Here is a 15,487-nt window from a genome sequence, read left to right on the forward strand (position 1 = left end):
AACCGCGCATTCGCCGGGAGCCCCCATGCCCCAGTCCGACATCCTTCTCGAAGCCGGGACCAACGAACTGGATGTCATCGAATTCTACATCGACGAAGGCCCCGTGCGCGGCCGCTCCACCTTCGGGGTCAACGTGGCCAAGGTCCTCGAAGTCATCGAGAGCCCGGGGCTTGCGCCCCTGCCCGGCGCGCCGCACCCCTGCTTCATGGGCACCATTCCCCTGCGCGGTCTGGTCCTGCCCGTGCTCGATCTGGCCGTGTGGCTGAACGTGCCCCGCGTGCCCCAGAAAAACGAGGTCATCCTCGTCACGCGCTTCAACGAGCGCACCACCGGCTTTCTCGCCACGGGCGTGACCCTCATCCACCGGATCCAATGGCGCGACGTGGAGCCGCCGCACCCGGCCCTGGCCAGGCTCGCGGGCAACTGCATCACCGGGCTTTTGCACCTGGAGGACCGCTTCATCCAGCTGCTGGACCTGGAAAAAATCATCATGGAGCTCGACGGCGCGCTGGCCGAGGAAGAGCCCATGCCCGCGCCGTCCGCGCGGCGGCTGCGGGCGCTGGTCGTCGAGGACTCCGGCATCATGCGCCAGATGGTGCGCGACCGCCTGGAGGAAGCCAATTTCGAGGTGACGCTCGCCGGCAACGGCCAGCAGGCGTGCGACATCCTGCGCGATCCCGGGCGGAAGCCGCCGGACATCGTGGTCTCAGACATCGAAATGCCGCTCATGGACGGCTACACCCTGACGAAAAAAATCAAGGAAGACCCACGGCTGGCCGCCACGCCCGTGGTGCTGTTCTCCTCCCTGGTCACCGACGAACTGCGCCACAGGGGACTTTCCGTCGGCGCGGACGGACAGATCTCGAAGCCCCAGTTCGCCAACCTGGCCAGCCTCGCCCTGTCGCTGATCGCCTCCCGGGGGCGGCGCGGCGAGGACGCAAGCGCGCCCAAGGACGCCTAGGCGCCCGAAATCTTCCACCGAGAAGGCGGATTTTGCCCATGAAGCTGCGACCCGACATCCCGGATGTTCTTTACAAACGCTCCCTTTTTTCCTGGGTGTGGACCAGCAATTTGAAGCTCCAGGGCATTCTTCTGGCCATCATCGTCGTCACGGTGGCCGTGCGCGTGCTGCCGCTCGAGATGCAAAAAAAGATCATCAACCAGGCCATCGGCCTCAAGCGCCTGGATCTGCTGCTCATGTACTGCGGCTACTACCTGGCTTGCGTGGTCGCCGCCTCGGGGCTCAAGCTCGCGATAAACGCGCTGCAGAACTACATCGGCCAGCAGTCCCTGACCGACCTGCGCAAAAAGCTCTACGCCCACATCCTCACGCTCCCCATGTCCTTTTTCCGCAAGGCCTCGCCCGGCATGGTCGTCTCCTCGCTGATCTCCGAGGTGGCCAACACCGGCGAATTCGTGGGCCAGGCCGTCGCCGTGCCCGTGACCAACCTGCTCACGCTGCTGGCCTTCGCCGGCTACCTCTTCTACCTCAACCCGCTGATGGCCATCATCAGCATGGCGCTCTATCCCATCGCCATCCTGGTGATCCCGGCCCTGCAACGCCGGGCCAACGCCGCCAACAAGGAGCGCGTGGACACCGGGCGCAAGCTCTCGACGCTCATTGGCGAAACCATCTCCGGCATCCACGAAATCCACGCCAACGCCAGCTTCCGCCTGGAAAACAAGCGCTTCGGCGCCTGGGCCGAGAAGCTGTTCCGGGTGCGCGTGGTCTGGAACCTCTACAAATTCACCATCAAGGTCTCCAACAACTTCTTCCAGAACCTCGGGCCGTTCGTGCTCTTCCTGGTCGGCGGCTACCTGGCGATAAACGGCCGCTTCGATCTCGGCGCGCTGGTCGCCTTCCTTTCGGCCAACGAAAAGCTCTACGACCCCTGGAAGGAGCTCATGGACTTCTACCAGACCTACCAGGACGCCTCGGTGAGCTACGGCCGCATCATGGAGTATTTCCAGGGCGACGCGGAATTCCTGGCCGAACCCGAAGAGCCCCGTCCGCCCGTGGCCCTGGACGGGGCGGTCTCGGCCAAGGACCTCGTCCTCGAGGTGCCGGGCGGCATCCAGCTGCTCAAGGGCGTGTCCCTGGACATCGCGCCCGGCGAACTGGTGGCCCTGGTCGGCTTTTCCGGCTCGGGCAAGTCCACGCTGGCCCTGTGCCTGTGCCAGATCCTCAAGCACACCGCGGGCACGGCCAAGCTGTCGGGCCAGGACATCGACGCCATGCCCAAGTCCGACATCGCGGACAACATCGGCGTGGTCTCCCAGCACCCCTTCATCTTCGAGGGCTCCATCAAGGACAACCTGCTCTATTCGATCAACGCCCGGCGCGAGGCGCACGGCGTCAGCGGCGAGCAGGGGCTGCCGTCGCTCGACGAGATCATCGCCGTGGTGCAGCAGGTGGGGCTTTTCGCCGACATCCTGCGTTTCGCCCTCAATTCGGTCTTCAAGGAGGGCAAGAAGGAGCACCTGGTCAAGAAGGTGGTGCGGGTGCGCGAGGCCTACCATGCCGGGCACGGCGAATCCCTGGCCGGCACGGTGGAGTTTTTCGACCCCACCCGCTACCTCTACTACAGTTCCGTGGCCGAGAACCTGATTTTCGGCACGCCGCGCCGGCCCGAATTCGAACCGGACAAGCTCACGGGCAACGCGTTCTTCATCAATTTCCTCCACGAGGCCGGGCTCAAGATGCTGCTCAAGCAGACCGGCGCGGAACTGACCACCCGCACGGTGGACATCTTGAAGGACGTGCCCTCCCCGGACGCGACCTTCTTCGAGCAGACGCCGATCCTGGCCGACGAGTTCGAAACCTACCGTGATCTGGCCTTCCGGCTCGGCCGGGTGCGGCTGCACAAGCTCTCGCCGGACGACGAGCGGCTGCTTTTGACGCTGGCGCTGCGCTTCACGCCCGGCATCCACTCCATCGTGACCCTCTCGCCCATCCTGGAGGGGCTGCTGCTTTCGGGCCGGGCCATGTTCGCGGACCGCGTGGCCACGGACATGCCGGGCGCGGTGACGTTTTTCCGGCGCGAGGACTACCTCTACCCCATGACCGTCATGGACAACATCCTGTTCGGGCGCGTGCGGACCACGAGCCCCAAGGTGCTCGACCAGATCCAGAAGACCATCGTCAGCCTGCTGATCGAAGAGGACATGCTGGAGCGCATCCTGGAGATCGGCCTGGACTTCCAGGTAGGATCGAGCGGCGACCGGCTCTCGGGCGGGCAGCGGCAGAAGGTGGCGCTGGCCCGGGCGTTTCTCAAGGAGCCGCCCATCCTCATCCTGGACGAGGCCACGGCGGCGCTCGACAACGCCTCCCAGACGCGCATCCAGAACCTGCTCGAAAACAAGTGGCGGGGCAGTTCCACGGTCATCGCCGTGGTCCACCGCCTGGACACCATCACGAACTACGACAAGGTGGCCGTGATGAAAGCCGGCCGCATCGTCGAGGCCGGCGGCTATGCCGAGCTTATGGAAAAAAAGGGGATGCTCTATGAGCTTGTCCACGGATCAGCCCCAGCCAGGGCTTAAAAGCTGCGGCTTCAACGACTGTCTGGACATTTTGCGCGAACTGCCGATCCTAAGCGGCGTCCCGCTCGACGTGGTCAAGGTGCTCGCCTACCTGTCGGGCCGGGAGAGCTTCGACGCGGGCGAGGCGCTGTGCGAGCAGGGCGAGGCGCTGGACCGCTGTTTCTACGTGCTTTCGGGCGAGGTGGAGATGGCGCGCCAGGTGGACGCCTGCGCCGTGGGCCTGCCGCGCCGGGGCAAGGGCTATTTTTTCGGCGGGCTGGGGCTGCTTGCCCCGGCCAAGGCGCTTTTCGCCGTGCGCGCGGTCACGGACACGGAGTGTCTGGTGCTGACCAAGGAGAAGTTCCAGAAAACGGCCGAGCGCTTCCCGGACATCTGGCCGAAAATCCTCGGCAACGTGGTCGGGCACGTCTTCCGCTGGGAAGAGGCGTTCCTCGCCGCCCACGCCGAGGAATGCGCCACGACCGGGGAAATGGGCCTGAGCCTGTTCTAGCCTTCGCGCGCGGCCTTCTCCGTCACGAACACCACGGAATTATACCGCAAAAAGCCCGCTTTCTCGCCGGCCTTCCAGGCGGCATCGTACAGGGCATGCATGTCGCCGTCGATGATGCCCGGCATCTCCGAGGGCTTGTAAAAGGCCACGTGGGTCGCGACATGGGTCGGTTGGCCGCGCGAGGTGAGGCGCTGGGACAGGTCGTCACCGAAATCCGTGACCACGAGGGAACCGCCCTGGCGCACCGGGTCGCCGTGGTGCACCGGCGGCAGCAGATCCACCCGCGCGCCGTCCGTGAAGCACACGCGCGGCGTGGTCAGGTGCCCCTCGTGTACGGGCACCGTGAACACGTGGCGCCCGCCCGGGGCCAGCACCCGCCAGACCTCGTCGAAGGCCCGCCAGGGGTCGGCGATGTGCTCGAAAATGTCCTGGGTGACGACGAGGTCGAAGGACGCGTCGGCGAAGCTCAGGCGTTCCAGATCCTCGCAGCGCAGCCCTGCCTGTGTGCACGAGCCAGGCTTCGCAAGCTCCGGCACGTATTCCGAGCAGGCATAATGCGGCAGGCAACGCAGCACGTCATGGAGCGGGCCGGCGGCCTGGGCCTCGAACACCCGCCAGTCCTGCATGGCGGACAGGGCCTGGGGCAGCGTGGCGCAGTCGCGGCCGGCGGCCAGATGGGCGATCACCCGGGCGAGGTCGCGGGTGCGGCGGCTGGCCTTGCACGCCGAGCAACGCGTCTCGCGCAGGCTGTGCCCCGGCCGGATCGGCGCGAACACGGCCTGCTTGCCGCAAACCCTGCAGACGCCGTCCGCCTCGAACACGTCCCAGCCCCGGCACTTCGCTTCCGCTTCCATCCCAGCCTCCTTTCAAGCCCTTCCCCCCTCGAGGGGGTCCGGGGGAATCATTCCCCCCGGCGGGTCCAGGGCAGCGCCCTGGTCTTCAACCCTCAAATGGCCGCGTCGAGGAGCAGGTTGTCGCGATGCACGGCCTCGGCGTAGGTCGCCTCGCCGAGCACCTGGGCGATGCGCGAGCTTTTGAGCCCCATGATCTTGCGCATGTCCGCGGCGTCGTAATTGGAAAGCCCCACGCCGATGTGCTCGCCGGCGACGGACGCCACCCGCACCATGGAGCCCACGGCAAAATCGCCGGCCACGTCCACGATGCCCGCGGGCAGCAGGCTCTTGCCCTTGTCGCGAAGCGCCTTGACCGCGCCGTCGTCCACGACCAGCGTGCCCTGCGGCTCGTGGTGGTAGGCCAGCCAGAACTTGCGCCGGGGGATGGGCTTGCACCCGGCCGGCACGAAAGTGCCCACGGCTTCGCCGGCAAAGGCCCGCGTCAGCGCCCCGGGGTCGCGCCCGGCGAGGATCAGCGTGGGCACGCCGAGCTGGGCCACGCGCCGGGCGGCCAGGAGCTTGGAATACATGCCGCCCGTGCCGAGCGTCGTCTTGGCCCCGCACATGGCGTCGAGGTCGAGGCCGGCGATGTCCTCGATGACCTCCATGGGCACGGCGTCCGGGTGTTCGTCCGGGTTTTCGGCGAACACGCCCCGGGCCGAGGTCAGATTGACGAAAATTTCCGCGCCGATGGCCCCGACAAGCAGCCCGCCCAGGCAGTCGTTGTCGCCGTAGACCAATTCGGAGACGGCCACGGAGTCGTTTTCGTTGATCACGGGCACGGCCCCGAGATCGAAAAGCGTGGCCAGGGTGTTGCGCAGGTTGAGGTAGCGTTCGCGGTTGTCCAGGTCGTCGCGGGTGAGCAGCACCTGGGCGGCGATGCGGCCGTGGCGGGCGAACTCCTGGTCGTAGGCGTGCATGAGCCGGCTTTGGCCGATGGCCGAGGCGGCCTGCCTGTGGGGCAAAAGCGTGCGGTCGTAGCGGTCGCCGAGCACCTCGCGGCCGGCGGCCACCGCGCCGCTCGAAACCAGCAGCACCTTGCGCCCGGCGGCGGCGAGCCCGGCGATCTGTTCGGACAGCCCGGCCACCACGGCCGCGTCCACGCCTGCACCGCCGGCGAGCACCGCACTGCCGACCTTGATCACGACCCGCCGGGCCTGGGAAAGGACATGCCGGCGCCTTTCGCGCCAGTCGCACTCGGCCATGAAGCCTCCTTGAACCTGTTGTCGCGGGGATGCCCGATTCAGGCCGTCTCGTCGGCGAGGACGCCCCGGGGCGATTCGGGCATCGCCGGGCGGGGGGAAGCCTCCGTCGCGGACAGCGCCCCGTGCGTCCCTGCAAAGGACGCATCGGCCCGGGCGTTGTCCGCGGCCACCCCCTGTTGGACGTTGTCCGTCCAGGATTTGTATTCCGGGATGACCGGCAACAGGGGCGGCGAGGCGTTGTCGGCAGTGTTCATACCGCATCTCCAGGCGCGATCACGCCTGCCCTTTTCATACGATCTCGGGCGGCTCCTGGCAAGGCGCGGCGGCGGCGGCCGGGCTCGAGGCCGCCGCTTTTCAAAGTCCGCGCGCGCTGTTATGGCAACGGGCGGGAGGGATTGTCGTGCGCATCAAGATGTTGGAGCTCTTAAGCGGCGCGGAGCAGGCCTCGGGTACGGCCGTGGTCATCGACGTGTTCCGCGCCTGTTCCGTGGCCTGCTACGCCTTTGCCGGAGGCGTTACCCGCATTTTACCCGTGGACACGGTGGAAGAGGCCCATGCGCTCAAAGCCGCGCATCCCGACTGGCTGCTCGCCGGCGAGCGGCACTGCCTGAAACTGCCGGGCTTCGATTTCGGCAACTCGCCGAGCGAAATCCAGGCGGCGGACCTTGCCGGCAAGACCCTGGTGCACGCCACCTCGGCCGGCACGCGGGGACTCTACGCCGCCATGGCCTCTGCCGAACGCGTGCTGACCTGCGCCTTCACCAATGTCACGGCCACGGCCAGGGCCCTGTTCGCAGCCGCCCCGGAGACGGTGTCCATCGTGGCCATGGGCAAGGCCGGGGTTTCCCACGCGCCGGAAGACAAGCTGTGCGCCATGTACCTGGCCAACCTGCTCCAGGGCGTGCCCAACGCCTTCGAGGCCATCCCGAACTTCCTGCGAAACGCCCCCACGGCGGAAATCTTCTTCGGCGAAACGGCCATCGTGCCCGAAGAAGACTTCGACCTGTGCCTGAACCTCGACGCCTTCGACTTCTACCTCGAAGCCGAACGCCTGTCCGACGGCCGGCCGGCGCTGGTCAGGAAAACGCTTCCCCCGGACGCCGCGCCGGCGACCGCCTGATGTTTTCCCACACACCGACCGACCAACTCGACGTACGACTGCGGATCAGGCGACAAGCGCAGGGGCGTGGCGATGCTGCATAAATCGACGGCAAGCATGCGGGAAGAAATGTATTTCGCGGTTTCCCCCCTGATGATCTTCCCGCAAACGCTGGGAAGATTTCGGGTCTACATCCGCCAGGCGGGCAACTTCGTCCTCTACGCCGCGGAAAACGAACAGTTCACCCCGCGCCACAGGCAAAAGCTGCATGACGCGGGCGTGACCGAGGTCTACATTCGCGGGGAGCAACGGCCCGACTTCAACCGCTACATCGAAAAGCACCTGCCCAACATTCTTGCCGACAATTTCATTCCAGTGGAGGAGCGCTGCAAGGTCCTCTACAACGCCTCCGAAGCCGTGGTGCGCGAGGTGTTCGAGACGCGCCTGCCCAAGGGCATCGGCAAGAAGGAATACGCCCGCATCGTCGCGCTGGTCGAGAAAAGCATCAAGTTCCTGGCCATGGACGAATCGCTCAAGCGCATCGCCGCCCTGGCCGCCCACGACTATTCCGTGCACACCCACAACGTGCAGGTCTTCGTCTACACCACGGCCCTGCTGCAAAGCATGAAGGCCGACGACTACACGCAGGTGCAGGCCGGCATCGGGGCGCTGCTGCACGACATCGGCAAGACGCGCATTCCGAACGAAATCCTGTCCAAGCCCGGCCCCCTGACCCCGGAGGAGCGGCAGGTCATCAACACCCATCCGGCCAAGGGCATGGCCCTGTGCCAGGAGGTGCCGCTGTCGCAGACCGCCTGCCACTGCATCCTCATGCACCACGAGCGCATGGACGGCGGCGGCTACCCGGGCGGCCTGGCCGGTGAGCTCATCCCGCCCTGCGTCCGGGCCCTGAGCGTGGCCGACGTCTACGACGCCCTGACCACGAAACGGCCCTATGCCGACGCCATGCCGCCCTTCCAGGCGCTGCGGCTCATGCGTGACGAGATGATCGACGCCTTCGACCCGGACGTGTACAAGCGTCTGGTCATGATTCTAAGCGGCGCGAACATGGTTTAAGGAGCAACAATGGCCTTTTCCCGCATCCAGTTCCGGCCGACGGAGACCAAGGTCGCCTGCCCGGGCTGCGGCAAGCAGCTCACCTACGAGCGCACCTGCCTTCGCATCATGCTCACCTGCCATGGCTGCGGCCGGGACTTCGACCCGGCCGACTACGTGGACCAGCTCGACGACGACTTCGACGAAGTCTACGCCAACGTGCCGCTCGACCGCATGTAGGGCGCGCGTCCTCGTGCGGCTCTAGCCGCAGTGCGTGGCGATGTAGCGCCCGAGACGGTCCAGGCCTTCCTCGATGTTCTCCAGGGAGTTGGCGTAGGAAAAGCGCAGGTGCCCCTCGCCGCCCGGGCCGAAGTCGATGCCCGGGGTCACGCCCACATGCGCCTTCTCCAGGATGTCGTAGGCCAGGGCCAGCGAATCGGGGTTCAGGTGGTCGGCGCGCACGAACACGTAGAACGCGCCCGTGGGCTCGGTGCGCGGGGCGAGCCCCATCTTCGTCAGCCCGGCGAGCAGCGCCTTGCGCCGCGTGTCGTAGGTCCGGCGCATGGCCTCGGCCGCTTCCAGGCCCTCCTCGGAAAGCGCGGCCACGCCCGCCCACTGCGCCACCGACGACGCGCAGATGAACAGGTTCTGCTGGAGCTTCTGCAAAATCCCCATCATGGAGCGCGGCGCGATCAGATAGCCCAGGCGCAGGCCGGTCATGGCGAAGCGCTTGGAAAAGCCGTTTAAGACCAACGCGTCGTCGGAAAATTCCAGAGCGCAGCGCGCCCGCCCCCCGTACGTCAGGCCGTGGTAGATCTCGTCGGAAATCACCGGCACGCCCATGGCGCAGGCCGCCTCGTAAGTGGCGTCCGGGGTGAGCGTTCCCGTGGGGTTGGCCGGGGAATTGAGCAGAATGCCGGCGGTCAGCCCATCCACGTTGTCCATGATGGCCTGCGGCGTGAACTGGAAACCGTCCTCTTCGGCCACGGGCACGTAGCGCGGCGTAATCCCGGTAAAGCGCAGGAAGTTGGGGTAGCAGGCATAGGCCGGATCCGTGAGCAGCACGTGCGCCCCGGGCCGGGCCAGCACGCCGAAGGCGAGCAGCATGGCCGGCGAGGTGCCGCCCGTGACCAGGATGCGCTCCGGATGCACGTCCACACCGTATTCGTCGGCGAACAACCGGCAAATGGACTCGCGCAGCTCGACCACGCCGAGGCTGTGCGTGTAGTGCGTACGGCCCTCGGCCACGGCCTTTTTCGCGGCTTCCTTGACGCAGTCGGGAATATCGAAGTCCGGCTCGCCGATTTCCAGGTGGATGACGCGGTTCCCTGCGGCCTCGATGGCCTGGGCGCGTTCCAGGATGTCCATGACGAGAAACGACGTGATGTCCTTGCAAGCGGGATTCATGAGGCGTGGTTCCTGTTGGGAGTGGGGAAAGGGGCGCGGACCCGGCCGGCGGGCCCGCGCGGGGAAACGTGCAAGCCGGCTATTCGCCGGCCGCCCCGGGCTGCGCCTGCGGCTTGGGCTCCGGCTGCTGCTGCCAGACGCCCGAGGGATGGGCGTAGCGGTCGTTTAAGGACTGAATGAACTTCTCGCTGTCGGCGATGACCGAGGAGAGGATCCTGCGGTACTTCTGGCCCCAGCCGGCCGGCTCGGAACAGAAGATCGAACGCCAGGGAGCGGTGTTTTTTGCCAGGGCGCGCAGCAGCCCCTCGCGCACGGGACCGTGGGAATAGGCCTTCTCCACCATCCGGGCCACGGATGCGGCCGACCACTTGCGCGCCAGGGAATGCAGCCAGAAGCCGCCGCCCAGGCACAGGAGCAGGAAGGGAATCGCCCGCCAGGACTCTGCGAACACCCACTCCATCCAGACCGGCGCGAAGCCGTAGGTGAAGGGATGCCCGGTCAGCACGTAGGCCGCCGCCAGGATGAAGGCCAAGGCCCCGAACAGCGCCATGTCGCGGCGCACCACGCCCTTGCGCCAGCGGATGAGCATGCCCCGCACCTCGGGCACGCGCACGTCCTCCACCTCGCGGGCCAGCTTCTCGAGCTCGCCCACGATGCGATACGCCCGCTCCACGCGCACCTGGTTCATGCGGTTGTGGATGGCGGCCATGTCCGCGTCGCGCTTGGCCTCGAACCGCTGGCGGAGCGCCTCGTCGGGAATGGGCACCGCGGCCGTGGGCGCGTAGATGCGGTAGAACTTCCCGGCCGTGAGCCCCTGCTGGGCCAGAGCCCGCTGCCACGCCCCCACCACCTCCTCGGGGTTGTCCTCCCGGGCGGCGATGTCCATCTGGTTGAGGATGTAGATGAACTTGTTGGAGTCGCGGCGGTTGATCGTCGCGGCCACGAGGTGGGTGAGCGTGTCGCGCATGGCCCCGGGTTCGGGACGGCGGGCGTCGAACAGGACCAGCACGAGGTCGGACAGGTCCATGATGTAATTCGTGATGCGCAGCGTCGAGGTGCGCTGGGCGTCGGCGTCGAAGCCCGGGGAGTCGATGAGGATGAGCCCCCGCAGCTTGTCGCTGGGGCTGGTCTTGAGGCGAATATAGGAGTCGATGCGGCCGCCCTCGCCGGGCTCTACCTTCTCCAGCTCCTCGCTCATCTTGTAAAACGGAAACCGCAGATCGGCATTGAGCGCCGTGCCGGGCAGCACGCGCGATTCGCCGGCCGCATTGTAGCAGATGACCGTGAACTTGTCGTCCACGGCGTGGGAACCGGTCTGCTGCACGGGCGTGCCGAGATAATAATTGATGAAGGTGGATTTGCCGGCGGAAAACGGCCCCAGCACGGAAATGAGCGGCCACCAGGCGATCTGGGAAATCGTGGATTGGTCGTTGCCGAGAAGCCCGATGCCCCGGCACACCTTGTCGAGCTTGCCGAAACTGCCCACCGCTTCCACCAGAAGCGGATTTTCCAGTTGCAGGTGTTCCTTGAGGCTGGCCAGTCTGTCGCTCAGTCTACCGTCTTCCATGCGCCCCCCCGCCAATGAAGAATGGCCCTATCTATCCAATACTTCGAGCTTCGTCGAGAAGGGCCTTGGCCGTAACCGGCAGGAAACATCCGTTTCTTCCCCCCATACCCCTTGCCGTCGCGCGCGCCTTGCCGCTATCCCCGGAAGAAACGCCCGCGCCGGCCGCCCCGGCTACGACAGGCAGCTAAACGCCGCGACAAGGAACCCGCCATGCATGAGGAATCGCTCGGCAACGTCATTCGCGACTACCTGACCGGCGAGGAAATCGCCGAAACCTCCTACGAGGAATTCCGCCAAGCCCTCGCCCGCATGCTCGTGGAGGAAAAAGGCTACCCCAAGGATCGCCTGGCCTCCAGGAGCGGAGTCTGCTTCCCCGTGGACGGGTCGGAATACACGCGCATGATCGACCTCTACGCCACGGACGCCGCCGGCAACCCGCTGCTCTTCGTCATCTTCTGCTCCGGCGAACCCGGCTCCTACATGCGTGAAGCCCTCGCCGCCGCCCGTGTCTTCCAAAACGGCCAGGGCGGCGTCCCCCTCGTCCTCGTCACCGACACCCACGACGCCGTGCTCCTCGAAGCCGCCACGGGACGCGAACTCGGACGTGGCATGCGCGGCATCCCCTCCTGGGAACAAGCGCAAGCCCTGCACGCCCCCATCCCCGTCCTCTCCGAGGAAGCGCTCAACCGCGAACGCCGTATCCTGTTCGCCTACAGCGAATTCCTCGCCGACGGCTGCTGCCAAGGCGCATGCCGGCCCAAGGCCAGGGGGTGAAGGGGAGAAAGGAGAAAGGCGAAGGAGGGAGGAGGAAGAGAAAGATGCCTCCGGCGCCTCCCGGACCTCCCCGACGGGGGAGTGGTAGGCGGATGGAAAGGCGGTCGGTGCGCGGTGCGTCGGACCATGTGGTCTCGGGATTTCGGGCAACCCGCAGGCCGCAAAGCCGGCCAGCACGTTGCCCGAAATCCCGAGACCACGGGCGCCAGCGGCGAAGCGCCGCATTTTCAGAAATTGGGTCTGTAAAATTTCATTATACCTCGCCCCGAAGGGGCGACGGCCTGGGGCCGGAATTTCCCTGCCGAGCCTGCCGCGACAGCGGCGGCAGCGGCAGGGAAAATTCCGGCCCCGTCTTCGTTCCGCCTGCCCCCGCCTCTCCGGTGCCCGCGGCCCGTCCCGCGCCACGACGCCTGACAGGGGGACCGGGGGGAGTGACTCCCCCCGGCGGGGTTTGGGGCAGAGCCCCAATGGGTCCAGGGCAACGCCCTGGTGGGGCCTGGGGCAAAGCCCCAGCCCTCTACAGCACGTCGGTTCGGGTGAGTCCTTCGACCCCGAGGGCATCCAGGGAGGTGGACGGCCCGAGGACGACGATGGCGGGGTTTTCGGCGGCCTTGTTCAGGGCTTCGCCGAATTCCCGGAAGCGGGCCTGTTTCGCGCCGAGCACCTGGGCGCGGGTCGTGGCGCGGATTTCGGAGGTGTCGTTGACGAGGCGGCGCACCATGGCCACATGGCCTTTGGCGTCGGGCAGCATATGGCTGTCGATGTCGCCGATGGCGCCGATGATGGCCCGTTCCATTTCGGCTTCGTGCAGTTCGGTCTCCATGAGGTAGCGGCCGGCGGCGCGGAAGGCTTCGATGGTGGCGTCGGTATTGGGGTCGCGGTAGGAGACGAACACGGCCTGGCCGGCGATGCGGTCCAGGGAGCAGAACGCGCCGTAGGCCCCGCCGCGCACGCGCACGCGGTCCCAGAGGTAGGCCATGCGCAGGTAGCGCGCGGCCACGAGGTCGGCCCCGTCAAAGGTCCAGCCCGTGCCGGTGAGGTCGAGGCCCACGCCCACGTAGTGCACCTGTGCCGGGATGGCCACGCCTTCGGCGGCGGGCACGGCGATGCGGTTCCAGGTTTGCGCCGGGGGCGCGGCTTCGGGCAGGTCGTCGAGGAGTCCGGCCACGGCGGCTTCCAGGCCGTCGAGGTCGGACGGCGAGGCGGTCAGGCCGACGACGGCACCGTTTCGCGTGAGCACGACGTCGCGCAGGGTTTCGAGGTCGGCACGCACGCCGTCGTAGTCCGCTTCGATGCGCGCGACGAGTTCGCGCAGGAAGAGCAGCTGGCTGATGCCGCGCAGGCGTTCGCCCAGGTTGCCGGCCAGGGAGTAGCGGGCGCGCAGCCGCGCGCCCGCCGTGGCGTGGCCGGCCGGGGCCATGCGGCGTTCCAGGCGGGATTTGGCCTCAAGGGCCATCTGGGCGAAGCGTTCCTTGTTGCCGAAATCCGTACCCGCGATGATTTCCCGCAGGATATCCAGGAATTCCGTGGTTTTTTCCACCGTGGCCTTGCCGCGCAGCACGAGCCGCGCAGCCGCGTCGTCCGGGCCTTCGCCGTAGCGGGAGGCGACCAGGGCCTCCCGCGCGATGCCGCCGGTCTTGGCGGCGATGCGCCGGGTCAGGGTGATGGCGTCGCTTTTGTCCGTGCCGAGTTCGAGCAGCGCCCGGCCGAAGAGCGGCACGAGCGGCACGAGCGCGTCCGGCACGCCGGCCAGGGGAAAGGCGAGGTCGAGGTAGGCGATGCCGGCGGTTTCCAGGGGATGGCAGTAGAGGGACGTCTGCGCGCGGTCATAGGCGCGCTGGGGAATGGGCGTTTCCTGTGTGGGCAGGTCCTTGACGGCCAAGCTCGGGATCTTGGCCAGGTCTTCGGGCGCGTCCGGGGTTTCCTGCAGGCGGCGCAGTTCCTCCTGGCCGGCGACGATGGCCTGCTTGCCGGCCTCGTCGAGGCCGGCGGCCACGCCCGCCAGTTCCTTTTTTTCTTCTTCCAGGCGCTTGGTGTCGAGTTCCGTGTCGGGCGTGAGAATCAGCGTAACCCGGTGGGGATTGTCGATAAGCCACGTCTGGATGGCGTTCTCGAGCACGCGTTCGCCGGCGGCGAGGCGTTTCTTGAGGCGCTGTAGCGGCCCGGAAAAGCGCAGCGGGGCGAGGGGATCGCCGTCGTGGAGCCAGGTGGTGAGCGCGCGCAGCATCATGGACAGCCCGCGCGGAAACGAGCCTGTGTTGTTTTCGCGAAGCGAAAACTCCAACGCGTTGACCCCGGCCTCCACGGCGTCGGCGGGCAGGCCGGAATCGGCCAGCCAGGTGAGCGTGCCGTTGATCACGCCCTCGACGTCGACGGAGGTGCCGGGCTTGATGCCCTTGAGGCCCACGGAGAAAAACATCTGGCGCAGTTCGGTTTCCAGGCCCGTGCCGGCGAGGTCTTCGCCCAGGCCGCTGTCCAGGAGCGCCTTGCGCAGCGGCGAGGTGGGCAGGCCGATGAGCACGTGTTCGAGGACGTCGAAGAGCAGCACCGTATCCTGGTCGGCGGTGTCGGGCAGCAGCCAGTTGACGGTGACGAAAGCGCGCTCGGCCTGTCCCGGGGCCGCGGCGTAGGGCATCTCCCTGGAGGCCGGGGCGCTGAAGGTCTTTTGCAGGGCGACGTGGGAATCCACGGGCCGGGCGGCGAAGCGGTCGAAGTAGTCGGCGAGGATGCGCAGGCGCTCGTCGGGGTCGTCGTCGCCGGAGAAGAAGGCCCGGGCGTTGGACGGATGGTAGTAGGTTTCGTGGAAGGCCTTGAATTCCTCGTAGGTCAGGGCCGGGATGACGGTGGGATCGCCGCCGGAATCCAGGCCGTAGGCGGTGTCGGGGAAGAGCAGGCGCTGGGAGAATTCGCCGAGCACGGCGTCGGGCGAGGAATAGACGCCCTTCATTTCGTTGAAGACCACGCCGCTGCGGATGAGTTCGCCGGCGTCGGTGAATTCGTAGTGCCAGCCTTCCTGCTGGAAGATGTGCGGCGGGATGCGCGGGTAGAACACCGCGTCGAGATAGACGTCGACGAGGTTGTAGAAATCCCGGAGGTTGGTCGAGGCCACGGGGTAGCAGGTCTTGTCCGGGTAAGTGAAGGCGTTGAGAAAGGTTTGCAGCGATCCCTTGAGCAGTTCGACGAAAGGCTCCTTGACGGGGTACTTGCGCGAGCCGCACAGGACCGAGTGTTCGAGGATGTGGGGCACGCCGGTGGAGTTGGCCGGCGGCGTGCGGAAGCTGACGCCGAAGACCTTGTTGGCGTCGTCGAGGGAAAGGGAGAGGACTTGCGCCCCGGTGCGGTCGTGGCGGCACAGGACGGCCCTGGCGGCGTATTCGGCGAGGTCCTCGTCGCAAAGGACCGTGAATCCGTATTTTCCGGACATTGTTGCTCCTGCTGTTTTTTTCAATGCTG

The 15,487-nt window shown here is 66.8% G+C and carries 13 protein-coding genes; 7 read left to right on the plus strand and 6 right to left on the minus strand.

Features of this window, described 5'->3' with window-relative positions; translation table 11 throughout:
* Positions 1 to 25 precede the first annotated feature (25 nt).
* Genes Q368_RS0100560 through Q368_RS0100570 form a run of 3 tightly spaced genes read left to right on the plus strand, consistent with a single transcriptional unit; the run spans position 26 to position 4,033 of the window.
* Positions 26 to 961, plus strand: coding sequence for a chemotaxis protein CheV (locus Q368_RS0100560; RefSeq protein ID WP_029456785.1), 936 nt, complete (start codon positions 26 to 28; stop codon positions 959 to 961).
* Between the two features lie 38 nt (positions 962 to 999).
* Positions 1,000 to 3,543 carry an ABC transporter ATP-binding protein/permease gene (locus Q368_RS0100565; protein WP_029456786.1) on the plus strand — a complete coding sequence of 848 codons (2,544 nt, stop codon included), beginning with the start codon at positions 1,000 to 1,002 and terminating at the stop codon, positions 3,541 to 3,543.
* Positions 3,506 to 4,033: a cyclic nucleotide-binding domain-containing protein gene (locus Q368_RS0100570; protein ID WP_029456787.1), complete on the plus strand. Its 528-nt coding sequence runs from the start codon at positions 3,506 to 3,508 to the stop codon at positions 4,031 to 4,033. The genes Q368_RS0100565 and Q368_RS0100570 overlap by 38 nt, the downstream gene beginning before the upstream one ends.
* Here Q368_RS0100570 and Q368_RS0100575 read toward each other — a convergent pair.
* The 3 genes from Q368_RS0100575 to Q368_RS0100585 form a co-directional block, all read right to left on the minus strand.
* Positions 4,030 to 4,887 carry a class I SAM-dependent methyltransferase gene (locus tag Q368_RS0100575; protein ID WP_029456788.1) on the minus strand — a complete coding sequence of 286 codons (858 nt, stop codon included), beginning with the start codon at positions 4,885 to 4,887 and terminating at the stop codon, positions 4,030 to 4,032. The genes Q368_RS0100570 and Q368_RS0100575 overlap by 4 nt on opposite strands.
* 92 nt (positions 4,888 to 4,979) lie before the next feature.
* Positions 4,980 to 6,131, minus strand: coding sequence for a glutamate 5-kinase (gene proB / locus Q368_RS0100580; protein WP_029456789.1), 1,152 nt, complete (start codon positions 6,129 to 6,131; stop codon positions 4,980 to 4,982).
* 38 nt (positions 6,132 to 6,169) lie between these two features.
* Positions 6,170 to 6,385 (minus strand): hypothetical protein, encoded by a 216-nt coding sequence (locus Q368_RS0100585; protein ID WP_029456790.1) that lies wholly within the window; start codon positions 6,383 to 6,385, stop codon positions 6,170 to 6,172.
* Between the two features lie 146 nt (positions 6,386 to 6,531).
* On the opposite strand from Q368_RS0100585, the gene Q368_RS0100590 reads away from it, so the two are divergent.
* The 3 genes from Q368_RS0100590 to Q368_RS0100600 all read left to right on the plus strand — a co-directional run bounded on the left by Q368_RS0100590 (position 6,532) and on the right by Q368_RS0100600 (position 8,526).
* A complete protein-coding gene (locus Q368_RS0100590; RefSeq protein ID WP_029456791.1) occupies positions 6,532 to 7,251 on the plus strand; it encodes a 2-phosphosulfolactate phosphatase in 720 nt (239 codons plus the stop codon).
* A 72-nt stretch (positions 7,252 to 7,323) separates the two neighbouring features.
* A complete protein-coding gene (locus tag Q368_RS0100595) occupies positions 7,324 to 8,307 on the plus strand; it encodes an HD-GYP domain-containing protein (RefSeq protein ID WP_029456792.1) in 984 nt (327 codons plus the stop codon).
* Positions 8,308 to 8,316: 9 nt separating this feature from the next.
* Positions 8,317 to 8,526, plus strand: a complete 210-nt coding sequence (locus Q368_RS0100600; protein ID WP_029456793.1) for a dual CXXC motif small (seleno)protein — start codon at positions 8,317 to 8,319, stop codon at positions 8,524 to 8,526.
* 21 nt (positions 8,527 to 8,547) lie between these two features.
* Here Q368_RS0100600 and Q368_RS0100605 read toward each other — a convergent pair whose 3' ends face one another.
* Both Q368_RS0100605 and Q368_RS0100610 read right to left on the minus strand, forming a co-directional pair.
* Positions 8,548 to 9,693, minus strand: a complete 1,146-nt coding sequence (locus tag Q368_RS0100605) for a pyridoxal phosphate-dependent aminotransferase (RefSeq protein ID WP_029456794.1) — start codon at positions 9,691 to 9,693, stop codon at positions 8,548 to 8,550.
* A gap of 79 nt (positions 9,694 to 9,772) precedes the next feature.
* Complete coding sequence (locus tag Q368_RS0100610) at positions 9,773 to 11,260, minus strand: dynamin family protein (RefSeq protein WP_052359950.1); 1,488 nt, start codon at positions 11,258 to 11,260, stop codon at positions 9,773 to 9,775.
* A 210-nt stretch (positions 11,261 to 11,470) separates the two neighbouring features.
* On the opposite strand from Q368_RS0100610, the gene Q368_RS0100615 reads away from it, so the two are divergent.
* Positions 11,471 to 12,034 carry a type I restriction enzyme HsdR N-terminal domain-containing protein gene (locus Q368_RS0100615; protein WP_029456796.1) on the plus strand — a complete coding sequence of 188 codons (564 nt, stop codon included), beginning with the start codon at positions 11,471 to 11,473 and terminating at the stop codon, positions 12,032 to 12,034.
* A 517-nt stretch (positions 12,035 to 12,551) separates the two neighbouring features.
* On the opposite strand, the gene Q368_RS0100620 is transcribed toward Q368_RS0100615, so the two are convergent.
* Positions 12,552 to 15,458 (minus strand): insulinase family protein, encoded by a 2,907-nt coding sequence (locus tag Q368_RS0100620; RefSeq protein ID WP_029456797.1) that lies wholly within the window; start codon positions 15,456 to 15,458, stop codon positions 12,552 to 12,554.
* Positions 15,459 to 15,487 lie beyond the last annotated feature (29 nt).

Origin of the sequence: Solidesulfovibrio alcoholivorans DSM 5433 (genome assembly GCF_000702665.1) — a bacterium.
Taxonomy (GTDB): Bacteria; Desulfobacterota; Desulfovibrionia; order Desulfovibrionales; family Desulfovibrionaceae; genus Solidesulfovibrio; species Solidesulfovibrio alcoholivorans.

What these genes read in the sequence shown, in the direction of transcription:
- Q368_RS0100560 (WP_029456785.1), top strand. Translation starts at nt 26, where the DNA reads ATGCCCCAGTCCGACATCCTTCTCGAAGCCGGGACCAACGAACTGGAT.
- Q368_RS0100565 (WP_029456786.1), top strand. Translation starts at nt 1,000, where the DNA reads ATGAAGCTGCGACCCGACATCCCGGATGTTCTTTACAAACGCTCCCTT.
- Q368_RS0100570 (WP_029456787.1), top strand. Translation starts at nt 3,506, where the DNA reads ATGAGCTTGTCCACGGATCAGCCCCAGCCAGGGCTTAAAAGCTGCGGC.
- Q368_RS0100575 (WP_029456788.1), bottom strand. Translation starts at nt 4,887, where the DNA reads ATGGAAGCGGAAGCGAAGTGCCGGGGCTGGGACGTGTTCGAGGCGGAC.
- proB (WP_029456789.1), bottom strand. Translation starts at nt 6,131, where the DNA reads ATGGCCGAGTGCGACTGGCGCGAAAGGCGCCGGCATGTCCTTTCCCAG.
- Q368_RS0100585 (WP_029456790.1), bottom strand. Translation starts at nt 6,385, where the DNA reads ATGAACACTGCCGACAACGCCTCGCCGCCCCTGTTGCCGGTCATCCCG.
- Q368_RS0100595 (WP_029456792.1), top strand. Translation starts at nt 7,324, where the DNA reads ATGCTGCATAAATCGACGGCAAGCATGCGGGAAGAAATGTATTTCGCG.
- Q368_RS0100600 (WP_029456793.1), top strand. Translation starts at nt 8,317, where the DNA reads ATGGCCTTTTCCCGCATCCAGTTCCGGCCGACGGAGACCAAGGTCGCC.
- Q368_RS0100605 (WP_029456794.1), bottom strand. Translation starts at nt 9,693, where the DNA reads ATGAATCCCGCTTGCAAGGACATCACGTCGTTTCTCGTCATGGACATC.
- Q368_RS0100610 (WP_052359950.1), bottom strand. Translation starts at nt 11,260, where the DNA reads ATGGAAGACGGTAGACTGAGCGACAGACTGGCCAGCCTCAAGGAACAC.
- Q368_RS0100615 (WP_029456796.1), top strand. Translation starts at nt 11,471, where the DNA reads ATGCATGAGGAATCGCTCGGCAACGTCATTCGCGACTACCTGACCGGC.
- Q368_RS0100620 (WP_029456797.1), bottom strand. Translation starts at nt 15,458, where the DNA reads ATGTCCGGAAAATACGGATTCACGGTCCTTTGCGACGAGGACCTCGCC.